The 11,786-nt window shown below is 30.5% G+C and carries 32 protein-coding genes; 24 read left to right on the top strand and 8 right to left on the bottom strand.

The window, feature by feature from the left end; genetic code table 11:
* Positions 1–98 precede the first annotated feature (98 nt).
* Genes HMPREF9129_RS08550 through HMPREF9129_RS11765 form a run of 3 tightly spaced genes read right to left on the bottom strand, consistent with a single transcriptional unit; the run spans position 99 to position 1,581 of the window.
* Positions 99–443: a DUF1828 domain-containing protein gene (locus HMPREF9129_RS08550; RefSeq protein WP_004822572.1), complete on the bottom strand. Its 345-nt coding sequence runs from the start codon at positions 441–443 to the stop codon at positions 99–101.
* An 8-nt stretch (positions 444–451) separates the two neighbouring features.
* A complete protein-coding gene (locus HMPREF9129_RS08545; RefSeq protein WP_004822571.1) occupies positions 452–901 on the bottom strand; it encodes a DUF6978 family protein in 450 nt (149 codons plus the stop codon).
* 59 nt (positions 902–960) lie between these two features.
* A complete protein-coding gene (locus HMPREF9129_RS11765; protein ID WP_004822569.1) occupies positions 961–1,581 on the bottom strand; it encodes a helix-turn-helix domain-containing protein in 621 nt (206 codons plus the stop codon).
* A 115-nt stretch (positions 1,582–1,696) separates the two neighbouring features.
* Between HMPREF9129_RS11765 and HMPREF9129_RS08530 the strand changes: the two genes are divergently transcribed.
* Positions 1,697–1,882 carry a helix-turn-helix transcriptional regulator gene (locus HMPREF9129_RS08530; protein WP_004822567.1) on the top strand — a complete coding sequence of 62 codons (186 nt, stop codon included), beginning with the start codon at positions 1,697–1,699 and terminating at the stop codon, positions 1,880–1,882.
* A 213-nt stretch (positions 1,883–2,095) separates the two neighbouring features.
* Here HMPREF9129_RS08530 and HMPREF9129_RS11120 read toward each other — a convergent pair whose 3' ends face one another.
* A complete protein-coding gene (locus HMPREF9129_RS11120; RefSeq protein WP_004822566.1) occupies positions 2,096–2,266 on the bottom strand; it encodes a ribbon-helix-helix domain-containing protein in 171 nt (56 codons plus the stop codon).
* 112 nt (positions 2,267–2,378) lie between these two features.
* On the opposite strand from HMPREF9129_RS11120, the gene HMPREF9129_RS11115 reads away from it, so the two are divergent.
* Positions 2,379–2,546 (top strand): toxin-antitoxin system HicB family antitoxin, encoded by a 168-nt coding sequence (locus HMPREF9129_RS11115; protein ID WP_004822564.1) that lies wholly within the window; start codon positions 2,379–2,381, stop codon positions 2,544–2,546.
* Between the two features lie 91 nt (positions 2,547–2,637).
* On the top strand, positions 2,638–2,802 hold the full coding sequence (locus HMPREF9129_RS11110; protein ID WP_004822557.1) for a toxin-antitoxin system HicB family antitoxin: 165 nt from the start codon (positions 2,638–2,640) through the stop codon (positions 2,800–2,802).
* Here the strand turns inward: HMPREF9129_RS11110 and HMPREF9129_RS08525 are convergent.
* Entirely contained in the window at positions 2,769–2,933 is a 165-nt protein-coding gene (locus tag HMPREF9129_RS08525; RefSeq protein ID WP_004822555.1) for an Arc family DNA-binding protein, read from the bottom strand. The two genes, HMPREF9129_RS11110 and HMPREF9129_RS08525, sit on opposite strands and share 34 nt — an antisense overlap.
* Positions 2,934–3,036: 103 nt before the next feature.
* Between HMPREF9129_RS08525 and HMPREF9129_RS11500 the strand changes: the two genes are divergently transcribed.
* Positions 3,037–3,180, top strand: coding sequence for a toxin-antitoxin system HicB family antitoxin (locus tag HMPREF9129_RS11500; protein WP_004822553.1), 144 nt, complete (start codon positions 3,037–3,039; stop codon positions 3,178–3,180).
* Between the two features lie 12 nt (positions 3,181–3,192).
* The gene (locus tag HMPREF9129_RS08520) at positions 3,193–3,381 is read left to right on the top strand and encodes a hypothetical protein (RefSeq protein ID WP_004822552.1); all 189 of its coding nucleotides are present in this window, start codon (positions 3,193–3,195) and stop codon (positions 3,379–3,381) included.
* On the opposite strand, the gene HMPREF9129_RS08515 is transcribed toward HMPREF9129_RS08520, so the two are convergent.
* A complete protein-coding gene (locus HMPREF9129_RS08515; RefSeq protein ID WP_040552902.1) occupies positions 3,351–3,554 on the bottom strand; it encodes a hypothetical protein in 204 nt (67 codons plus the stop codon). The two genes, HMPREF9129_RS08520 and HMPREF9129_RS08515, sit on opposite strands and share 31 nt — an antisense overlap.
* A gap of 60 nt (positions 3,555–3,614) precedes the next feature.
* Between HMPREF9129_RS08515 and HMPREF9129_RS11495 the strand changes: the two genes are divergently transcribed.
* Positions 3,615–3,767: a hypothetical protein gene (locus HMPREF9129_RS11495; protein WP_004822549.1), complete on the top strand. Its 153-nt coding sequence runs from the start codon at positions 3,615–3,617 to the stop codon at positions 3,765–3,767.
* Here HMPREF9129_RS11495 and HMPREF9129_RS08510 read toward each other — a convergent pair.
* A complete protein-coding gene (locus tag HMPREF9129_RS08510) occupies positions 3,757–3,972 on the bottom strand; it encodes a hypothetical protein (protein ID WP_040552900.1) in 216 nt (71 codons plus the stop codon). The two genes, HMPREF9129_RS11495 and HMPREF9129_RS08510, sit on opposite strands and share 11 nt — an antisense overlap.
* A gap of 61 nt (positions 3,973–4,033) precedes the next feature.
* Here HMPREF9129_RS08510 and HMPREF9129_RS08505 point away from each other — a divergent pair, with 61 nt between their 5' ends.
* Complete coding sequence (locus HMPREF9129_RS08505) at positions 4,034–4,219, top strand: hypothetical protein (protein ID WP_004822545.1); 186 nt, start codon at positions 4,034–4,036, stop codon at positions 4,217–4,219.
* Here the strand turns inward: HMPREF9129_RS08505 and HMPREF9129_RS08500 are convergent.
* Entirely contained in the window at positions 4,189–4,416 is a 228-nt protein-coding gene (locus tag HMPREF9129_RS08500) for a hypothetical protein (RefSeq protein ID WP_004822543.1), read from the bottom strand. The two genes, HMPREF9129_RS08505 and HMPREF9129_RS08500, sit on opposite strands and share 31 nt — an antisense overlap.
* Before the next feature lie 108 nt (positions 4,417–4,524).
* On the opposite strand from HMPREF9129_RS08500, the gene HMPREF9129_RS08495 reads away from it, so the two are divergent.
* From HMPREF9129_RS08495 to HMPREF9129_RS08430, 17 genes are all read left to right on the top strand, one after another.
* Positions 4,525–4,869, top strand: coding sequence for a hypothetical protein (locus HMPREF9129_RS08495; RefSeq protein WP_040552898.1), 345 nt, complete (start codon positions 4,525–4,527; stop codon positions 4,867–4,869).
* Positions 4,870–5,020: 151 nt separating this feature from the next.
* Positions 5,021–5,509 (top strand): helix-turn-helix domain-containing protein, encoded by a 489-nt coding sequence (locus HMPREF9129_RS08490; protein WP_004822539.1) that lies wholly within the window; start codon positions 5,021–5,023, stop codon positions 5,507–5,509.
* A 3-nt stretch (positions 5,510–5,512) separates the two neighbouring features.
* Positions 5,513–5,701 carry a hypothetical protein gene (locus tag HMPREF9129_RS08485; RefSeq protein ID WP_004822537.1) on the top strand — a complete coding sequence of 63 codons (189 nt, stop codon included), beginning with the start codon at positions 5,513–5,515 and terminating at the stop codon, positions 5,699–5,701.
* Complete coding sequence (locus HMPREF9129_RS12485) at positions 5,688–5,813, top strand: hypothetical protein (RefSeq protein WP_004822535.1); 126 nt, start codon at positions 5,688–5,690, stop codon at positions 5,811–5,813. Before HMPREF9129_RS08485 ends, HMPREF9129_RS12485 begins: the two co-directional genes overlap by 14 nt.
* Before the next feature lie 99 nt (positions 5,814–5,912).
* Positions 5,913–6,071 carry a hypothetical protein gene (locus tag HMPREF9129_RS11490; RefSeq protein ID WP_004822534.1) on the top strand — a complete coding sequence of 53 codons (159 nt, stop codon included), beginning with the start codon at positions 5,913–5,915 and terminating at the stop codon, positions 6,069–6,071.
* Positions 6,072–6,542, top strand: a complete 471-nt coding sequence (locus HMPREF9129_RS08480) for a siphovirus Gp157 family protein (RefSeq protein ID WP_004822531.1) — start codon at positions 6,072–6,074, stop codon at positions 6,540–6,542. It abuts the gene before it with no gap.
* Positions 6,543–6,554: 12 nt separating this feature from the next.
* A complete protein-coding gene (locus tag HMPREF9129_RS08475) occupies positions 6,555–7,208 on the top strand; it encodes an AAA family ATPase (protein ID WP_004822530.1) in 654 nt (217 codons plus the stop codon).
* 2 nt (positions 7,209–7,210) lie between these two features.
* Complete coding sequence (locus tag HMPREF9129_RS08470) at positions 7,211–7,801, top strand: hypothetical protein (protein WP_004822527.1); 591 nt, start codon at positions 7,211–7,213, stop codon at positions 7,799–7,801.
* Between the two features lie 45 nt (positions 7,802–7,846).
* Complete coding sequence (locus HMPREF9129_RS08465) at positions 7,847–8,707, top strand: Lin1244/Lin1753 domain-containing protein (protein ID WP_004822526.1); 861 nt, start codon at positions 7,847–7,849, stop codon at positions 8,705–8,707.
* The gene (locus tag HMPREF9129_RS08460; RefSeq protein ID WP_004822524.1) at positions 8,704–8,925 is read left to right on the top strand and encodes a hypothetical protein; all 222 of its coding nucleotides are present in this window, start codon (positions 8,704–8,706) and stop codon (positions 8,923–8,925) included. Before HMPREF9129_RS08465 ends, HMPREF9129_RS08460 begins: the two co-directional genes overlap by 4 nt.
* Positions 8,922–9,284, top strand: coding sequence for a RusA family crossover junction endodeoxyribonuclease (locus HMPREF9129_RS08455; RefSeq protein WP_004822523.1), 363 nt, complete (start codon positions 8,922–8,924; stop codon positions 9,282–9,284). Before HMPREF9129_RS08460 ends, HMPREF9129_RS08455 begins: the two co-directional genes overlap by 4 nt.
* 178 nt (positions 9,285–9,462) lie before the next feature.
* The gene (locus tag HMPREF9129_RS08445; RefSeq protein ID WP_004822521.1) at positions 9,463–9,696 is read left to right on the top strand and encodes a hypothetical protein; all 234 of its coding nucleotides are present in this window, start codon (positions 9,463–9,465) and stop codon (positions 9,694–9,696) included.
* The gene (locus HMPREF9129_RS08440) at positions 9,696–9,887 is read left to right on the top strand and encodes a hypothetical protein (protein WP_004822520.1); all 192 of its coding nucleotides are present in this window, start codon (positions 9,696–9,698) and stop codon (positions 9,885–9,887) included. Before HMPREF9129_RS08445 ends, HMPREF9129_RS08440 begins: the two co-directional genes overlap by 1 nt.
* A 2-nt stretch (positions 9,888–9,889) precedes the next feature.
* Complete coding sequence (locus HMPREF9129_RS12480; protein WP_257009239.1) at positions 9,890–10,024, top strand: hypothetical protein; 135 nt, start codon at positions 9,890–9,892, stop codon at positions 10,022–10,024.
* A gap of 182 nt (positions 10,025–10,206) precedes the next feature.
* On the top strand, positions 10,207–10,356 hold the full coding sequence (locus HMPREF9129_RS11485; protein ID WP_004822516.1) for a hypothetical protein: 150 nt from the start codon (positions 10,207–10,209) through the stop codon (positions 10,354–10,356).
* 61 nt (positions 10,357–10,417) lie between these two features.
* A complete protein-coding gene (locus tag HMPREF9129_RS08435) occupies positions 10,418–10,822 on the top strand; it encodes a hypothetical protein (RefSeq protein WP_004822514.1) in 405 nt (134 codons plus the stop codon).
* A gap of 109 nt (positions 10,823–10,931) precedes the next feature.
* Positions 10,932–11,786, top strand: an 855-nt coding sequence (locus HMPREF9129_RS08430) for an ImmA/IrrE family metallo-endopeptidase (RefSeq protein ID WP_004822513.1), incomplete at its 3' end; no start/stop codon positions are given.

The raw sequence follows: 11,786 nt of genomic DNA, 5'->3' as shown, positions 1-11,786 counted from the left end.
TATTATTCTTATCAAAAGTTTAACATCTTCATTAAAGATATTAATAATAGAAGGTTTATTTAAAACATATAAATCAGAAACTTTTTGCATAGCTTGAGCTAAAAATATAATTTCAAAGGCAAATCTTTCTTTGATGACAATGTGTAAATAGAACGCATATCAGAAGATACACCATGGTCTAATAATATTTTATTTAGTTTTTCAGTGCGCTTAGAGCCCTTTTCAAACTTAACACCTTTCATAGCTAAATCAGCCAATGTAATTCCATCATCAGTAAGATAAAAGGAATCCGTATCTTTAAACTCAATATATATTTCAATTAAATCATTGCCAGAGTCTAAGAATGGGGTAGTTATACGAGTAACTTTTTCATTAATTTTAAGCTCGGATACAAAGCTACTCAAAAAATTCGAATATTCAGTTTTTAAAGATAGCTTTGTCATAAAATCACCTACATAATTTTTTGATATTGTGGAATCTTAATCTTATTATATGTGCAAAAGTTTTCAAAAATTTCACAAATATCATCTGTATTTTTGATTATTATATCATGAAAGTCATTTAGACTTATACCATATTCAAAAATTTTACCTTCATCAAATTTAATTATGTGCACATGGTTTCTGTCAGTGCACGTACCGTCATGGTTTACATGAGGTTTGCCATCAATTTCTAATCTAAAAATTGTTTCATCAGACCTTTTGAGTCTTAGATTAAAGACTATACGTCTACTATAAGCGCCTCCCTTATGTATATCTAAGATAAAAGAGCATTTATTATCAGTAGATTCTATAGCATGTTGACTTTTACTATCATGTAAAGAAATGTGGTTTTCTTGAAAGTATTTATTAAGCATGAGTATATAAGAAAACAATTCTTCATTTAACTTATTATATTCCATAAATTTCCTTTTCTATTCTCGTTTAAATCTCGTTTAATCTCGTTTAAGACGAGATAAGTTTACTTTTTGTTTTTGTTTGGATTGAATTTTTCTTTGGCTTTTATCTTGGCTAGGATTAGTGTATTTTCCATATTATCTAGGATAAATTGTTTGATTTCGTCATCAACTATTTCTCCGTCTAGGGATAGCCTTAGGGTTCCTTTGGTCATGTCTTTTTTCATTTCTTCTAGGTCTTTTTGTATGTCTATTTCATCTTTTCTGCTTAGTTGTTTGACGTTTGAATTTCCGAGCAGGTAATCTGTTGTGACGTTGAAGTATTTGGCTAGCTTTATTTTAATTTCATCACTAGGAACTCTAACACCACTTTCATATTGAGATAGAGTGGAATTGCTAATATTAAGATAATTAGCTAATTCTTTTTGAGATAATCCTTTTTCTTCTCTCAAATATTTAATTCTTTTAGATAGAATATTTAAATTATTTATATTTTGGTTTCCTAATAAGTAATCAGTAGAAACATTAAAAATTTTAGAAAATTCAACAAGTAATTCATTAGATGGTTCTCGTTGATTTAATTCATAAAAAGAGATAGCTTTAGGTGTAACTTGAACTCTATCCGCTAATTCTTTTTGTGTCATATTCAATTCTTCTCTTAATTTTTTTAAAAGTTTACCATCCATAAGAAACCTACTTTCTGTACTATAAGTACATTATATAAAAAATTTTAAAAAAAGCTATTGACAATCTACAAAATGTACAGTACAATTTGTACATAAAGAGAAATGAGGTGATTTTGTGAACCGCGTTAAAGAATTAAGAGAAAAAAACAATATCTCTCAAAATAATTTAGCGATAAAGGTTGGAGTTACGCCAAAATATATAGGGTTTATAGAAAACAACGAAAGAAATCCATCCTTAAATGTAGCTAAAAAAATAGCAGAAGTATTTAATGAAAAGATAGATGATATTTTTTTACTCTAAAAATGTACATATTGTACATTTAGTTAAATCGAAGTAAGGAGGAGCTTAGTTTTAGTATAGCCTCTTTAAATATTGAAGAAAATAGGAACTGAATAAACAAATAGCTATTAAATATAGGGGGTGAGGGTGTGAAAAAGCAAGTAACGCTTCGATTGCCTAAAGACTTATACGAAGCGTTGAGTAAGGTTAGTGATGAATATGGAATAAATAATTCTAATTTTGTTGTTCTTTCGATTCTTGATTATCTTGATTTGATGCCAAGTATTCATCAACAGCTATCAGAATTAAACGAGACATAGGAATATAGCTGTTTTCTGAATATTCTTTTAATCTGTCGTATAGTTCTTGTGGCATTCTAACTGTAAATTTCTTAGTTTCATTCATTGTGATACCTCCTAAATATCATTTTACCACTAAAAAAGTGGCAAATAAATAAAAAACTATTGCCATTCAAAAGGTGGCAGCATATAATTGAATAAAAGGAGGTGGCAATAAGGTGGCTGATAAAATTGTTAAGTTTACTTTAAGACTGCCAACGTGGATAGATGAAAAGATATCTGAAAAGGCGAATGAAGAAATGATAAGCAAGAATGCTTTAATTGTTAGGGCTTGCACTGAACAGTTAAAAAAATGGGAAGATGTACATTATGTTAAATCGAAGTAAGGAGGAGCTTGTATTTAGTATAGTCTCTTTAAATGTTGAAGAAAATAGGAACTGGATAAACAAATAGCTATTTAATGTAGGGGGTGAGGGTGTGAAAAAGAAAGAAAAAAGAAAAGTCTTTACCCTTAGATGTGATAAAGACTTTAAAGAAGATTTAAAAATCAAAGCAAAGAAAGAAAATAAGACAGTGAATCAATTTATAATTTCTGAATTGATTAAAGATTATTCTGAAATTTCTCCATTTTCTTTTTCATAAGTTTTAATGGCTTGAATAACTAGTTGCTCAATTTCTTTGTTAGCAGAACGCCCATTACTTTCTGCAATGTATTTGATTTTATTTATGACTTCTCTTGTTGTTCTAAAAGTGAATGTAATATTTTCGTCCATTTTATCAACTCCTTATGATGTCATTATACTATCAAAAATAATTCGGGAAATATATTGACTTCAAAATGAATTCGTGATATAACTTATTTGAGGTGAATTCAAAATGAAGTCAAAAGAAGTGGTGACTACAACTTTAAGACTGCCTAAATGGTTAGATGAAAAGTTAAAGGAAGAGAGTAAATATAAAGCTATTAGTAAAAATGCTTTAATTTTAGAAAAGTTGAGAGATAAGGTTAAATCAAAGTAAGGGGGCGATGGTATGACATTTCTTGAAGCATTTAGGTTAATGAATGCTGAACAGTTTGAAAGGTATGGTAGAGATTTCTTTAATGCTAGAGACAAGGAGAAAGCTTTAAGAGATTTACAGAGCGACTTTCCTAAAGATGCAGAAAAGCCACTCTTAAAAGTTCTAGGGCTTTACTCGACATCTAGTGCAGGTAAGCAATAGTGGCAACCATTAGGTTTACTAATTTCATATTTAAAAATTGCTTCTATCATACATTCTTCGTAGGTGTCAAAGAGTTCATAATTTTTAATTTCATTTATTTGACATTGGGGTGTCTGTTTTGAAAGGTTATGAATTTCACCTGTGTTTATGTTTAGTAGAAAATTTTTACTCATATAATCACCTCCTCTCGAGATGATTATATCAAATTGTGAAATTGTAGTAAGGGGGAGCTTATGGATAAAATAGAAATTCATTTAAATGTTAGTGAAAGTCAAAACAAACTTGATAAGCAAGAAACTATTAAAGAATGGATTGAGTTTTTTACTAATATTCAACAAGAGCACTCTTTGGGGAATGCTCTTATTGAACTAAATATTAATATTTAGTTTTTGAGAATTCTACGTGGTGTATGTCTTTACCCCATACACTTAATGAATTATCAACACCAATGAAGTTATAAAAATAATTTGCATAAAAAACAAATTCAGGAAAGCTATCTTCAAGTACTTTTCCATCTTTTTTATGAATTATTTTTTCTAAGTCATTGATGTAAACAGAGTTGTCATTTAGTAGTTTGATGTGTGCGTTCAATATAATCACCTCCTTTAGGTGATTATATCAAATTGTTAAATCTAAGTTAGGGGGCGATGGTATGACATTTCTTGAAGCATTTAGGTTAATGAATGCTGAACAGTTTGAAAGGTATGGTAGAGGATTTTTTAATAGTAGAAATGAGGAAAAGGCTTTAAAAGATTTAAACAGTCCTCTTCCTGATTGGCTAGAAGAGGCTGTTAAAAAAACCTTTAATCAACCTTTGTCTTCGGATGGTAAGCAATAATGACAACCGTTAGGTTTCAAATAAGATGTGTGAAATCCTAAAGTAACTAATGCTTCTGTATAAGTATCTGCCATTTTGAAATTTATGATTTCGTTTATTTGACATTGTGGCTTCTCGTTTAATAAATCATGTATTTCACCTGTGTTTAAGTTGGCAAGGTACCTTTTACCGTTGTATGGATAGTCATATCTAAGCATATAATCACCTCCTTTTGAGATGATTATATCTAAAGTATATAGGTTGTGGTAGTTAGAAAAAATAGGATTAAAGACTATAAAGATAGTTTTAATGTAGGGGGTGAGGGTTTGAAAGGTAGAAAAATTGATGGAGAAATGTTGCAAGAGTTTATAAATAACCACTTCAAAAGTAATTTAGATTTTTCTGAGAGTGTAGGGATATCGTACTCACATTTATACTATATTCTCAAAGAATGGGTTGAAATTAGTTATAAAACTATGGAAAAGTTCGAAAAGATTTTTAGTGAGTGTGGGGAGAATATAAATTCATTTATGTATCCTGAACCTTTGATAATGAATGGATTGGAAATAAAGCAGATTGATGTTTTTAAGGAAGATAATTTACTTTGTTCTATAACATCAAAGGACATCATCCTTAGAGATGATATAAAAGTAGAGTGTAGACCTTACTAAGATTAACCTAAATTGTTATTTGGACTGTTATTTAGAAGGTCTACACTAATACAATTAGTATCATTATTCTAAATACAAAACAATATATAGTATACAGAATCGATTAAAAATAAAAAGCATACAATATATAGTAGAAATAAGGGGTAAATGAATGGGAAGAGACGCAAGGTCTGCAAAGAATAATATTTACTACAAGGCTCGTATTGAGGCTAGTGGATATAATGAAAAGCTCAAGAGTAGAGAGAGTGCTGCTGAAATGTTAGGTGTTCATGCTTCGACTTTGGCTGATTATGAGCTTGGGATTGTGAAGTGTCCTCAGCCGGACAAGGTAGTTTTAATGGCGGACCTTTACAATGCTCCGGAGCTGCTTAATAGGTATTGCACTGATGAGTGTCCTATTGGATGTAGTTGTGTGGCGCCTATGAAAGTGGAAACTCTTGATAGGGTTACTATAAAGACTTTATCAGCAATTAAGAGTTTAGATGAAGTGAAAAACGAGCTTTTAGATATTACATCTGATGGTGATGTTGATGATTCGGAGCATGAAAGATTTATTGATGTGATGGATACTTTGGAGCAGATAGTTGTTGCTGCTGGGGAATTGAGATTATGGTTTAAAAAGAATAGAGGTAGGAGGTAGAAGATGACTGTAACAGATGTAGCAAGAATGTTAAATAAAACTCCACAGACTATTAGAGTGGGGTTACAGAGAGGGATATTACCTTTTGGTAGTGCATTTAAAACAAATGAAGCTAATAAGAAGTACAGCTATATTATTTATCCGGAGAAGGTAAAGGAGTATTTGGGGGAGATAGAAAATGCAATTAGTTGATAGAAATGGCAGAAACATTATAAATTTTAGGGCGCCGTTTTGGCAAAATCTAAAAGTGATAGTTGGATTTTTAATGTTTATCTATCTGTGCGGAGTAATGGAGAGTTTATAAATGGAAGTTATAACTAAAAAAAGTCCTAATAAAGCCGGCAAGCATTTAAAGGACTTAGTAAATATATCTATGCTAATTATAGCATAGTAAGGAGAAAAAATGAACGAAGAAATATTTGAAAGATTAGGAATATTGTTAAAAAACATTCAAGAAATAGAAAGGCTTCTATACAGCAGAGAAGAACTTGAAGCGAAATTGAAAGAATATAAGAGAGAGTACGCAGAGCTTAGTAAGGAATTGATTGAGAGGGAAATATAAATGAAGTTATATGAATTAACGCAAATTTACAACAATCTAATGGATTTAGATTTATCTGAAGATGAATTAAAAGTACATCTTACAAACATTGAAGATGAAATTGAAGAGAAGGCAGACAACATAGCAAAAGTATTAAAGAGTATGGATGCTGAAGCGGTGGCTTTAAAGGATGAAGAAACAAGGCTTGCTGAGAAAAGAAAAGCGATTGAGAACAGAAGTAAAGGTTTAAAAATGTATTTACAAGACCAAATGATTTTAGTAGATAAAAAGAAATTCAAAACTACTTTATTTAGTTTTAATATTCAAAAAAATGCACCGTCATTAAAGATTATTGATGAAAGTAAAGTCCCTGAAGAATTTTTTGTAATCGAAAGGAAATTAAATAAAACAGATTTTAAAAATGCGGTTAAGGATGGTCTTTATGCTGATGCTGCTACTTTAGAGAGTAGCGAAAGTTTAAGGATTAGATGAGGGATGTGAATTATGAGCAATATGGTTTTAATCATTGGAGAAAGTGGAACAGGTAAAAGTACAGCTATAGAGAGTTTAGATCCTAACGAGACTTTTATTATCCAAGTGGTTAATAAACCTCTTCCATTTAAGGGATTTAAAGCTAAGTATCCATTAAAAACTAAAGAGAAAAACGGAAATAGAGTTGTTTCAGGTAAATGGAATCAAATAATAAGTGTTTTAGAGTATTTAAATAATAATCCAGGAATAAAAGTTGTAGTCATTGATGATTCACAGTATCTAATGAGTGATGAATATATGACAAGAGCCACAGAAAGAGGATTTGATAAGTTTACAGAGATAGGGCAGCACTACTATGACGTTATTAAATTTGCTGCAGGGTTAAGAGAAGATTTAACGATTGTCTTTCTTAGCCATTCAGAAGTCAAAGATGATGGAAGAATAAAAGTTAAGACAATTGGAAAATTACTTGATGAAAAAATAACTATTGAAGGTTTATTTACTGTAGTTTTAAATACAAAAATCGAAGATGGTAATTACTACTTTGAAACTCAAAACAATGGATTTAATACTACTAAAAGCCCAAAAGGAATGTTTGAAAGTGTAAAGATACCTAATGATTTAGGTTATGTTGTTGAAAAGATAAATGAATATTACGGAGGTTAATTATGTTTCAAATGAATAAAGATTATATTCGCGAAGATGTTGAAAGTATCGAATATATAAAAAAGAGTGGATGTTATGAAGTTGTAATTGAAAAAGCTGAGCAACTAAATGGATATAATTCAAAATCAGAAGGAATAGCTCTTAATTTTTCTGACTCAGAAAGCAGACGAGGAAATTTAAGAATGTACTACACAAATAGAGATGGACTACCGGTTGAATTTAACCAAAGGCATTTATCGCATTTATGCTATTTACTAAATCAAAATGCACTACTACCAGGACAAGATAAACAAATAGCTTCTCTTATAGGCAAAATAATAGGAGTGGTTATAGAAGTTGATGTTAGAGATTACCAAGTGGATAATAACGGAACTAAAGAGAGAAGATATGCTTACGATTATATATTAAAAAGTTTCTATGACCCACAAACAAAACAAACATCTAAGGAAAAACTAGAAAATAGACCGGCAGAAATTTATAACTCTTGTGTACAGAGATATGAAAATGTAGTTGAAATTGAACTACCTAAAAGTGAAAAATTAGAAGATGCAGAAGGATTTTATCAAATAAATAACGCAGATATTCCATTTTAATTAAGGGGGCTTAGGCTCCCTAATAGAGATAAAGGATGTGATAATTTGGCAAGACCTCCTAAAGATGGTTTGGATTATTTTCCTTTATATGTAGATATTTTTGAAGATGAAAAGATAGAAGCTATTTCAGGTGAGTTTGGAATTAAGGGTGAAATCACAGTAGTAAAACTGTTATGTGCGATATACAAGAATGGATATTTCATTGTATGGAATGAACTTGTGAAAGCCCAACTCCTAAAAAGACTACCTGGAGTAAGTAAAGAATTAATGGAGCTAATTGTAGACCGCTTGGTGTTATGGGAGTTTTTTGATAAAGCCCTGTTTCATTCGGCTGAGGTTCTAACTAGCAAAAAAATTCAACAAAACTATCTTGAAGCTACAAAAAGAAGAAAATCAAATAAACCAACTTTATACATTATAGAAAGTAATAAATGTGAGCATAATGTAGACATTAATGCACAAACTGAGGGAGTTAATGTAGACATTAATGCACAAACTGAGGGAGTTAATGTAGACATTAATGCACAAAGTAAAGTAAAGGAAAGTAAAGTAAATAATAATATCTCTCCTGAACTGTCTGAAATAATAAAGTTATATCAGGACAGTGGTTTTGGTGCGATAAATAACACGGTGAGAGATAGCATAATAGCTATGCTGGAGGACTTTGAAATTAATTGGATTCGTGATGCATTCAAGGTTGCAGCTGAGTATAATGCCCATAGTTTGAAGTACGTTAATAGCGTTTTGGAGAATTGGAGACGTAACGGAAAGGACAGCCCAAAAGCAAAAGCTAAGCGTACTAAATTCCACAACTTCACTCAAGCAGCTGACTCTATGAGTGAACAGGATCTTGAAGATATTGCAAAGCGTAAGAGGGAGCAGGCTTTAAAGGAGTTGGGACTATGAATTTGGAGCAGGCAAAGGCTGCACTTATAAGCAAAGACAGAGTTATTTTTAAGGGCAGAACTCTAAGTAATTTACAAGCTAAAAACACAGAGTATGAGTGTATTGAGGCTCTTGTTTTTAAAAATATAAAGGGCAAGATAGTGCCGTCTGTAGTGCTAAAGGATTTAAATGCTAATTCGGTGTTGTCTTGTGGGTTGGAGGATGTTGAGCTTTTATGATACACAAAATAGTAATCAAGAATAGACTGCCGGGAATGAATGAAGTAATAAACAAAAATAGAGTGAATAAATTTGCTGGAGCAAGGCTAAAAAAAGAAACAACAGAGATGATAGCATGGAATATCAAAGCTCAGATGAATGGAAAAATTAAAAACCAAATAGATATAACTTTTAAATGGCATTGTAAAGACAAAAGAAGAGATAAAGACAATATAATGTCAGCACAAAAATTCATTTTTGACGGTTTACAGATGGCAGGAATTATAAAAAATGATGGGTGGAATGAAGTAAGAAATATATCTCATGAGTTTTTAATGAGTGGAACGGAAATGGTAGAGATATACATGCAAGAGGTATAGCCATGAATAAATGTTGTTTAGACTGCAAGATAAGGCATCTTAACTGCCATAGCGGTTGCAGTAAGTATCAGGATTTTTACAGAGAGAACGAAGAAATTAAAAGACGAAAGAGGGCATATAGTGATGCTGCTTATATGCTAGACAAACAGTGCATAAGTGATTTTAAGAGGACAAAAAAATGGTAAAAGAATACGTATGCAACAGGAATTTATATAAAAAAATTAAAAAGTTTGACCATAAAGAGATGGACGAATTTTTAACTAAAGTGTACATGGAAGGTTGGAACAATGCACTTAAAGAGGTTGAACACATTGGAGAGAGCCCAAGGGAAAAGCTGGAGAAGGTATTGAATAAGACTAAAGGTGTTGGTCCAAAGTTAAAAGCGGCGATATTAAATATGTGGAGCGAGTAATGAGAGAGTATGAAGCATTTGTAAAGCTTGAAGGGATTGAAAGTAAAGTTTCTGTTGGAATTTATAATTCTGAATTTGAAGCAGAAAGAGCAATTGCAATTCAGAGGAGTAAAAATAAATTGTTTAAATGGGGTTGGATAGAGAGTTTGGATAGCGGTTATTTTTATGATGTCGATGGCCAAGGGGACTAATGATGGATATTCAAGATTTATTAGATGAGTTAGAAGACGCAGCTTATCACAGACAAGAATATTTAATAAGTGAGATACGAGCAAAAATAGATGAATGGTTAGAACAGAATATTTCAGAAGAGATAGAAATAAGATAAGATATTTAGCAAAAATAGAAAATGCTAACTAATGCTAACTATTTTACGCATATAAATTAAATAAATGGCAAAAATGAATTTATGTAAGAAGAAATGGCGATATAAATTGAATAATTGTATAAAAATCGATTTATATTTGAAAAAGTGAGAGATAAATGGAATGGAGATAGAAGAATGGGAAAATGATTAAAGTGTTAGCACTACCATATAAAGATTTTAAAGAACGAGTAAGATTGATAAGACAACTTGAGAAAGCAGGGTTCAAGGTTGAATATGATGAGAATTTTATTTATGCAGAAAAACATTACAAGTTTTTAACAATAGAATATTAAAATTTGCCTCTTTGTATATCAAAGGGGTTTCAAGCTGCAAATACATATTGGGAGGGAATTGATGGATAAGGATATGCTTTCACGTTATAGAGATTTGAAAAGAGAACTTAGAATTTTAGAGTTAGAAAATAAAAAGCTAAATAAGACAGAGATTGTAGTAGACAAGGTTAAAGCATCTAACACAGAATTCCCTTATCAAGAAATTAGCTTACCTATAGTTGGCATGAGAGAGCTTACTGAAAGAGAAAAGTTAATTAGAGAGTGTTTAAATGCACAGTGGCAGAGAGCTTTTGATTTAAGGCTTGAGATAGAGGATTTTATAAATAGTATTGAGGATAGTAGAATAAGAGTGGTGTTTAGGTTAAGATATATTGAGGGTTGGAGTTGGTTAAGGATAAGCAGCTATTTAGGTAGTACATCTGAGAGCTACTCTAGAATGGTTCATGATAGATATTTAAACAAATAATAAAACAAAAGGAATTGTTGGGAAAAATATGGTATAATTTAGAAAAAATAAACTGAATTTTAAGTAGATTATTTAGTTTATTATTTAAATTAGAGAAGGAGGTAAATCGATGACACAAGAAAAAGGAGTCAAAATAAATCCTGATGTTTTAAAATGGGCAATAAAGGAAAGTGGAAAATCAGAGTTTGAAATAATAAATAAATTCCCAAAAATTGACAATTGGATTATAGAAGAAGATTTACCAACATTTAAAAAAATTGAAGACCTCTCTAACTTTTTTAAAATTCCGTTAGGTTACTTTTTTTTGAGTGAACCTCCAAAAAGTTTTAAATTTAAAGCTGATTTCAGATCAATAAATAATGTTTTTCCTAAAGCTTCCAAAAATCTAAAAGAAACAATTATAGATATGTCTCAAAGACAAAATTGGTTAATTGAATATAGAGAAAAATTAGGTTATGAGGATTTAGAAATAAATAGGAAGTTTAATGAGCTATATCAACAACATATGAATTATATGGAAGTAGCAAAAATAATTGTAGATTTAATTGACTTAGATTACGCTAAAGTAGAAAGCTTTAAGACTATTAATGAGTACTATAATTATTTTAGGAATATGCTGGAACAATTAGGAATCAGTGTTTTCCAAAATGGAGTAGTTGGTAATAATACTCATAGAAAATTAGACTTAGAAGAATTTAGAGCTTTTGTCCTAATTGATAAAATAGCACCTATTATTTTTATAAATAGTTGTGATAGTCAATCCGGTAAGGTTTTTTCTATTGTTCATGAGTTTGTGCATATACTGCTCGGAGAAGATGATATAATTACAGAAGAAGATAATATAACCAAAAATGAAAGATATATAAATAACATTACAGCGGAAATTTTGGCTCCGAAATGTTATTTACTAAGTTTTTGGAATAAAGAAATAGATTATATTAATCAAATATCAATATTAAGTAAA

Origin of the sequence: Peptoniphilus indolicus ATCC 29427 (assembly GCF_000227315.1) — a bacterium.
GTDB classification, from domain to species: Bacteria; Bacillota; Clostridia; order Tissierellales; family Peptoniphilaceae; genus Peptoniphilus; species Peptoniphilus indolicus.
This window is presented reverse-complemented; position numbering and strand designations above follow the sequence as displayed.

Excerpts from the sequence above, each read along its gene's own strand:
- HMPREF9129_RS08460 (WP_004822524.1), top strand. The coding sequence starts at position 8,704 with ATGAATTTGGAGCAGGCAAAGGCTGCACTTATAAGCAAAGACAGAGTT.
- HMPREF9129_RS08475 (WP_004822530.1), top strand. The coding sequence starts at position 6,555 with ATGAGCAATATGGTTTTAATCATTGGAGAAAGTGGAACAGGTAAAAGT.
- HMPREF9129_RS08525 (WP_004822555.1), bottom strand. The coding sequence starts at position 2,933 with ATGGACGAAAATATTACATTCACTTTTAGAACAACAAGAGAAGTCATA.
- HMPREF9129_RS08445 (WP_004822521.1), top strand. The coding sequence starts at position 9,463 with ATGGTAAAAGAATACGTATGCAACAGGAATTTATATAAAAAAATTAAA.
- HMPREF9129_RS12485 (WP_004822535.1), top strand. The coding sequence starts at position 5,688 with ATGCAATTAGTTGATAGAAATGGCAGAAACATTATAAATTTTAGGGCG.
- HMPREF9129_RS11120 (WP_004822566.1), bottom strand. The coding sequence starts at position 2,266 with ATGAATGAAACTAAGAAATTTACAGTTAGAATGCCACAAGAACTATAC.
- HMPREF9129_RS11485 (WP_004822516.1), top strand. The coding sequence starts at position 10,207 with ATGATTAAAGTGTTAGCACTACCATATAAAGATTTTAAAGAACGAGTA.
- HMPREF9129_RS08470 (WP_004822527.1), top strand. The coding sequence starts at position 7,211 with ATGTTTCAAATGAATAAAGATTATATTCGCGAAGATGTTGAAAGTATC.
- HMPREF9129_RS08550 (WP_004822572.1), bottom strand. The coding sequence starts at position 443 with ATGACAAAGCTATCTTTAAAAACTGAATATTCGAATTTTTTGAGTAGC.
- HMPREF9129_RS08515 (WP_040552902.1), bottom strand. The coding sequence starts at position 3,554 with ATGAGTAAAAATTTTCTACTAAACATAAACACAGGTGAAATTCATAAC.
- HMPREF9129_RS08500 (WP_004822543.1), bottom strand. The coding sequence starts at position 4,416 with ATGCTTAGATATGACTATCCATACAACGGTAAAAGGTACCTTGCCAAC.
- HMPREF9129_RS11765 (WP_004822569.1), bottom strand. The coding sequence starts at position 1,581 with ATGGATGGTAAACTTTTAAAAAAATTAAGAGAAGAATTGAATATGACA.
- HMPREF9129_RS08485 (WP_004822537.1), top strand. The coding sequence starts at position 5,513 with ATGACTGTAACAGATGTAGCAAGAATGTTAAATAAAACTCCACAGACT.
- HMPREF9129_RS11490 (WP_004822534.1), top strand. The coding sequence starts at position 5,913 with ATGAACGAAGAAATATTTGAAAGATTAGGAATATTGTTAAAAAACATT.
- HMPREF9129_RS08440 (WP_004822520.1), top strand. The coding sequence starts at position 9,696 with ATGAGAGAGTATGAAGCATTTGTAAAGCTTGAAGGGATTGAAAGTAAA.
- HMPREF9129_RS08435 (WP_004822514.1), top strand. The coding sequence starts at position 10,418 with ATGGATAAGGATATGCTTTCACGTTATAGAGATTTGAAAAGAGAACTT.
- HMPREF9129_RS08455 (WP_004822523.1), top strand. The coding sequence starts at position 8,922 with ATGATACACAAAATAGTAATCAAGAATAGACTGCCGGGAATGAATGAA.
- HMPREF9129_RS08505 (WP_004822545.1), top strand. The coding sequence starts at position 4,034 with ATGACATTTCTTGAAGCATTTAGGTTAATGAATGCTGAACAGTTTGAA.
- HMPREF9129_RS12480 (WP_257009239.1), top strand. The coding sequence starts at position 9,890 with ATGGATATTCAAGATTTATTAGATGAGTTAGAAGACGCAGCTTATCAC.
- HMPREF9129_RS11500 (WP_004822553.1), top strand. The coding sequence starts at position 3,037 with ATGAAGTCAAAAGAAGTGGTGACTACAACTTTAAGACTGCCTAAATGG.
- HMPREF9129_RS08490 (WP_004822539.1), top strand. The coding sequence starts at position 5,021 with ATGGGAAGAGACGCAAGGTCTGCAAAGAATAATATTTACTACAAGGCT.
- HMPREF9129_RS08545 (WP_004822571.1), bottom strand. The coding sequence starts at position 901 with ATGGAATATAATAAGTTAAATGAAGAATTGTTTTCTTATATACTCATG.
- HMPREF9129_RS11495 (WP_004822549.1), top strand. The coding sequence starts at position 3,615 with ATGGATAAAATAGAAATTCATTTAAATGTTAGTGAAAGTCAAAACAAA.
- HMPREF9129_RS08480 (WP_004822531.1), top strand. The coding sequence starts at position 6,072 with ATGAAGTTATATGAATTAACGCAAATTTACAACAATCTAATGGATTTA.
- HMPREF9129_RS08520 (WP_004822552.1), top strand. The coding sequence starts at position 3,193 with ATGACATTTCTTGAAGCATTTAGGTTAATGAATGCTGAACAGTTTGAA.